Source organism: Furfurilactobacillus siliginis (assembly GCF_001437435.1).
In the GTDB taxonomy this organism is placed as follows: domain Bacteria; phylum Bacillota; class Bacilli; order Lactobacillales; family Lactobacillaceae; genus Furfurilactobacillus; species Furfurilactobacillus siliginis.
On the sequence record NZ_JQCB01000004.1, the window covers coordinates 116,196 to 120,424 of the forward strand.

5 protein-coding genes are annotated in these 4,229 nt (G+C 45.9%); 1 reads left to right on the forward strand and 4 read right to left on the reverse strand.

Annotation, left to right across the window (positions count from 1 at the left end):
* Positions 1–11: 11 nt before the first annotated feature.
* The 4 genes from IV55_RS04195 to IV55_RS04205 all read right to left on the reverse strand — a co-directional run bounded on the left by IV55_RS04195 (position 12) and on the right by IV55_RS04205 (position 3,447).
* Positions 12–1,007, reverse strand: coding sequence for an NAD(P)/FAD-dependent oxidoreductase (locus tag IV55_RS04195; RefSeq protein ID WP_057809690.1), 996 nt, complete (start codon positions 1,005–1,007; stop codon positions 12–14).
* 21 nt (positions 1,008–1,028) lie between these two features.
* Complete coding sequence (locus tag IV55_RS04200) at positions 1,029–2,483, reverse strand: amidase (protein WP_057809692.1); 1,455 nt, start codon at positions 2,481–2,483, stop codon at positions 1,029–1,031.
* A gap of 166 nt (positions 2,484–2,649) precedes the next feature.
* Positions 2,650–2,793: a hypothetical protein gene (locus IV55_RS10515; RefSeq protein ID WP_169790616.1), complete on the reverse strand. Its 144-nt coding sequence runs from the start codon at positions 2,791–2,793 to the stop codon at positions 2,650–2,652.
* 111 nt (positions 2,794–2,904) lie between these two features.
* Positions 2,905–3,447, reverse strand: a complete 543-nt coding sequence (locus tag IV55_RS04205; protein ID WP_057809694.1) for a GNAT family N-acetyltransferase — start codon at positions 3,445–3,447, stop codon at positions 2,905–2,907.
* A 133-nt stretch (positions 3,448–3,580) separates the two neighbouring features.
* Between IV55_RS04205 and IV55_RS04210 the strand changes: the two genes are divergently transcribed.
* Positions 3,581–3,910 carry a DUF805 domain-containing protein gene (locus IV55_RS04210; protein WP_057809696.1) on the forward strand — a complete coding sequence of 110 codons (330 nt, stop codon included), beginning with the start codon at positions 3,581–3,583 and terminating at the stop codon, positions 3,908–3,910.
* Positions 3,911–4,229: the final 319 nt, after the last annotated feature.

The following is a 4,229-nucleotide window of genomic DNA, read 5'->3' on the forward strand; positions in this document are numbered from 1 at the left end:
ATCCCACTCTCTTATTTATTCAAATGTACAGACGTGCTATGCACCGGACCACGATGGTGTGGATCAGCTGCAAATGCCGCTGCGTGAACAGCCGTCGCAGCCTCGCCAAAGCCAGTCGCAATTAACGCCACTTTACCGTCATAACTAGCTGTATCCCCTGCAGCATAAACACCTGACACACTGGTTTGCATACTTGAATCAACGGCCACTTGCTGACGATTCTGCTCAAACTGCAAGTCCCAGTCCTCAAAAACACTATGGTCGGAGATAAAGCCAAAGTTAACGACCATATCATCCAATGTAATCAATCGATGATTGTCAGTTTTCATTTCCTTTAAATCAACCGTGATTCGATCACCTTCGGCAGCTGTTAAATTCTGTGCCAAATAAGGAGTCACTTGTTCCACACTTGATGCAGCTAAGCGGCTAACGCTGTATGGTAACGCCCGAAACTCATTTCGGCGATGCATGAGATAGACATGTTTAGCAACCGGTTCAAGCATCAAGGCAATATCGATGGCGGCATCCCCACCACCAGCTACCATAACGTCATGACCTTTAAAATGCGTCATTTGCGGCACAAAATACCATAAATTTTTCTGCTCAAATTGCTCAGCATTCTCCACGGCTAATTTTCGCGGTGTAAATGCACCGTTCCCAGTCGTAATCAACACTGTTTTACTATGTGTCACACCGGCTGATGTGGTGATCGTAAAATCGCCTAAGGTGCCACTAACGTTTGCCACCGTTTCGCCAGTTTTAACAGTGATTGGAAATTCACGCATTTGGCCAGATAATTGATCAACCAGCTGTTGACCCGTAATCCCAGCATAGCCAGCAACATCTAAAATTTCTTTTTCAGGATACAACGTGGTTACTTGTCCACCAACTGCTGGCAAACTTTCAATCAACTGGGTGGATAGTTCTTGCAAGCCTGCATAAAAAGCGGCAAACATCCCCACCGGTCCACCACCAATAATCGTTAAATCATACATTTCTTCACTCATAAATTCCCATACTCCGTTAAGTTAGTTATCTCGTAATTGTAGTTTGCCCGCCTGTTCGAACAAGCGCCCCATCCGTAGCAAGGTTAATTCATCGCCTTTTCGAGCAGTAAATTGAATCCCTAAAGGCAGACCTGTTTTCGTTACGTATGTTGGCAAACTAAGTGCTGGTTGACCTGTTAAATTGGCTTGTTGTGTAAATGGTGATTGCGTCAGCTCTTGCTCAAAGTAATCCCATAACAGTTGCATCCGCTCTGCCAGCGACATATCTGCCACATGGTCAATTTGTGCATCAATGGCAGGGTCTACCAGTGGATTATCCAGTCGTGGCGCCGGGTGGGCCGTCGTTGGTGTTAGGTACAGATCGTACTGATCGTGAAAGGCATCCATTTGTGCACTCGCCTGATCCCACAAACTGATGGCCGCACTGTATTGTCCACCAGTAACGCCTAACCCCGCTTGATAAATAAGCCAAGCTAGACGCTCCATGTCATCCGGACCAACAGACCGTCCTAATGATCGGCTAACATCATCAAACATCGCGACTGTTTCCGCACCATTCATCACATAATATGACTTCATTAACGCGACACCATCTAATGGATTGGTCTGTTCAGTCACTGCAAAGCCCTCATGACTTAAAAAGTCTACGGCATCTAACACAGCCTGCTTAGCGTCCTTTGAGACTGGTGTACCGACTGGCGAAACTGTCGAATAAGCGATTCGCAAATGCTTGTCTTGATCCCATAATTGATCATTAAAGCCCAACAAGTTTACCGGGGTGGCAAACGGTGCCGCTGGTTGGTAAGTTTGCAGCCAATCAAGCAATGTTGCTGTATCTCTAATGGAACGTGTCAACGCAAAATTAATTGAAGCGCCACCCCAGCCACGCCAACCATTTGGGCCAACAGGCACCCGCCCGCGCGTTGGCTTTAATCCAATCAGACCTGAAAAAGAAGCTGGGATTCGAATCGAGCCACCACCGTCGTTACCAGCGGCCAATGGGACGTAACCTGCCGCAACACTAGTGGCTGCTCCGCCTGAAGAACCGCCAGAATAATAATCCTGATTCCAGGCATTACGCGTTTTACCATACAAGACAGGATCCGTAATGTTTTTAAAACCAAATTCCGGCGCGTTCGTTTGTCCGATAATGATGAATCCGGCTGCTTGTAATGCACTCACAAAATTATCTGTCGTACCGGCAACTTCATCTTTGAAAAGCCGTGAACTCAACGTTACCGGTTCGCCCTTCAAATCCTGACCCATATTTTTTAGTAGTAGCGGCACACCTAAAAATGGTTGCCCTGTGTCCGTTAACTTGCGTGCTTCCGCTAGCGCCTTTTCTTCACGCAAATGTACGACCGCGTTTAGCGTTTGATCGCTTGTCGCTATCTTTGCTAGTGACGCTTGGACAAGTGCTTCACTCGTTGTTTCACCGGTACGCACTTGGCGCGCTAACTCTAAAGCATCAACCATTTTCAAATGTCCCTCCCATAATGAATTTTAATTAGCTAAAGTATACCCCAAGCCATAAATGAACAACCAGAATTCATCCCATGACAACAAAAAAAGATCAGTTGCCGTTTAATAACGGAACTGATCTTTTAATCTGGTCGCTTAATGACAGCCAATCACTGGAACACTAGTTTTCGCTTTCCAGTTTCTTTGCATCTGCGTCAATCGTTGCAAAACCGGAAACCTTAGATGCAGGTTGTGGGTTCTTTGCACGATCTTGTTCGACTTTTTCGATCAAAGCCTTACGTTCTTCTTTACTCAATTTAGCCATGATTTTCGCCTCTTTCACTTTATGGAAAAGAAACGGGCACCATTAAGTCCTTTATTAACTGGGACAGCTCGTTAAATCCACTGTAGCACTTTTAGACAAGTTTGGTAAATGTCAGCGTTCTTTTGCATTTAACACGAAACGCCACATCAATTGCGGTGTCCCAGACACGGTGGCGTCTTCCCGATTAAAATCTGGCTGGCGCGTGAACCCATGTGCAACCAATAATGCTTGTGATGCTGCATTATCTGAAGCGGTATCTGCAATTAACTGCTGCAAATGTAATTCATCAAAAGCAAATGAGATCATATGTGTTAAAACTTCACCCATGACCCCTTGCTGCTGCATAGCTGGCAATAGCTCGTAACCAACTGCCGCTGATTTTTCTGAAACATCCCACAGCATGAACGTCCCCAGATAATCATTAGTAACTTTATCGCCAACGCCCCAAATTAACGCGTTATTGTTCATCACCAAGCTCATCATATGATTGACATAAGCTGCCGTCGCCATAATATCCGTATCTACTGATCGGCCACTTGCTTGCGCAACAGATGCATCGTGCCGTAACGCAAACACGTCTTTTACCTTATACGTTGTTAGCCAGTCAAGTACGTAATGCGCCGTCATAATTGGATGATACTTTTCAAATTCCATGAGCAGCTCCCTCTTTCGTTTCATCACGCTACATTATAACGATTTCTGCACTGCAACGCTTGCATCAACTATCCATTCGCCCAGATTTCCGGTCCATGGTATAATTTTCGAAATATCAAGCGGGGGTATGCTCATGTGGCTAACAGCCTATAAAAACTTTTGGCGAAAAACTTTTAAAATTTCTGGAGTCGCCAGTCGTGCGGAATACTGGTGGACTTTTCTGATTAATTTCATCATCGCAATCGTATTACAAATTCCACAAAACATTCGTGCTTTTGATTACAAGCAACATCCAACCGCCCGCGTGGGCACAGGCAATCCGCAACTAAACCATTGGCTCTTCGCAGGTGGTGCTAACAGCGTCATTGCAAATGGATTTGCGATTATAGCAGGACTCTTTTTCATCGTTACGTTGATTCCAAAACTGACGTTAGCGATTCGGCGTTCCCATGATTTCAACTGACCTGGTTGGTGGCTCGGTGGCTTTTGGATTTTACGTGCCAGTACGTTGACCATTGGCATCGTGGAATTTGTCATCATGGCAGTGCAAGTGAACGAGAATGACCCCACAGCAGCATTCAACAGCCTCCTCGTTGCAGGTAGTACACTGCTTGCCTATCTCGTATTGATGATCGCCGAGTTAGTTTTACTAGCACGTAAACCCGTACGCCCAAACAACTTCTTACCTCACTAATTGGCTACCGCGGAGGCAGTGTCCCCCATCACCAGGCCATTAGCAAGTTCGCTTCGCTCACCGTCGACCAGATGTAGCGCCTTACCGC

What these genes read in the sequence shown, in the direction of transcription:
- IV55_RS04195 (WP_057809690.1), bottom strand. Translation starts at nt 1,007, where the DNA reads ATGAGTGAAGAAATGTATGATTTAACGATTATTGGTGGTGGACCGGTG.
- IV55_RS04200 (WP_057809692.1), bottom strand. Translation starts at nt 2,483, where the DNA reads ATGGTTGATGCTTTAGAGTTAGCGCGCCAAGTGCGTACCGGTGAAACA.
- IV55_RS10515 (WP_169790616.1), bottom strand. Translation starts at nt 2,793, where the DNA reads ATGGCTAAATTGAGTAAAGAAGAACGTAAGGCTTTGATCGAAAAAGTC.
- IV55_RS04205 (WP_057809694.1), bottom strand. Translation starts at nt 3,447, where the DNA reads ATGGAATTTGAAAAGTATCATCCAATTATGACGGCGCATTACGTACTT.
- IV55_RS04210 (WP_057809696.1), top strand. Translation starts at nt 3,581, where the DNA reads ATGTGGCTAACAGCCTATAAAAACTTTTGGCGAAAAACTTTTAAAATT.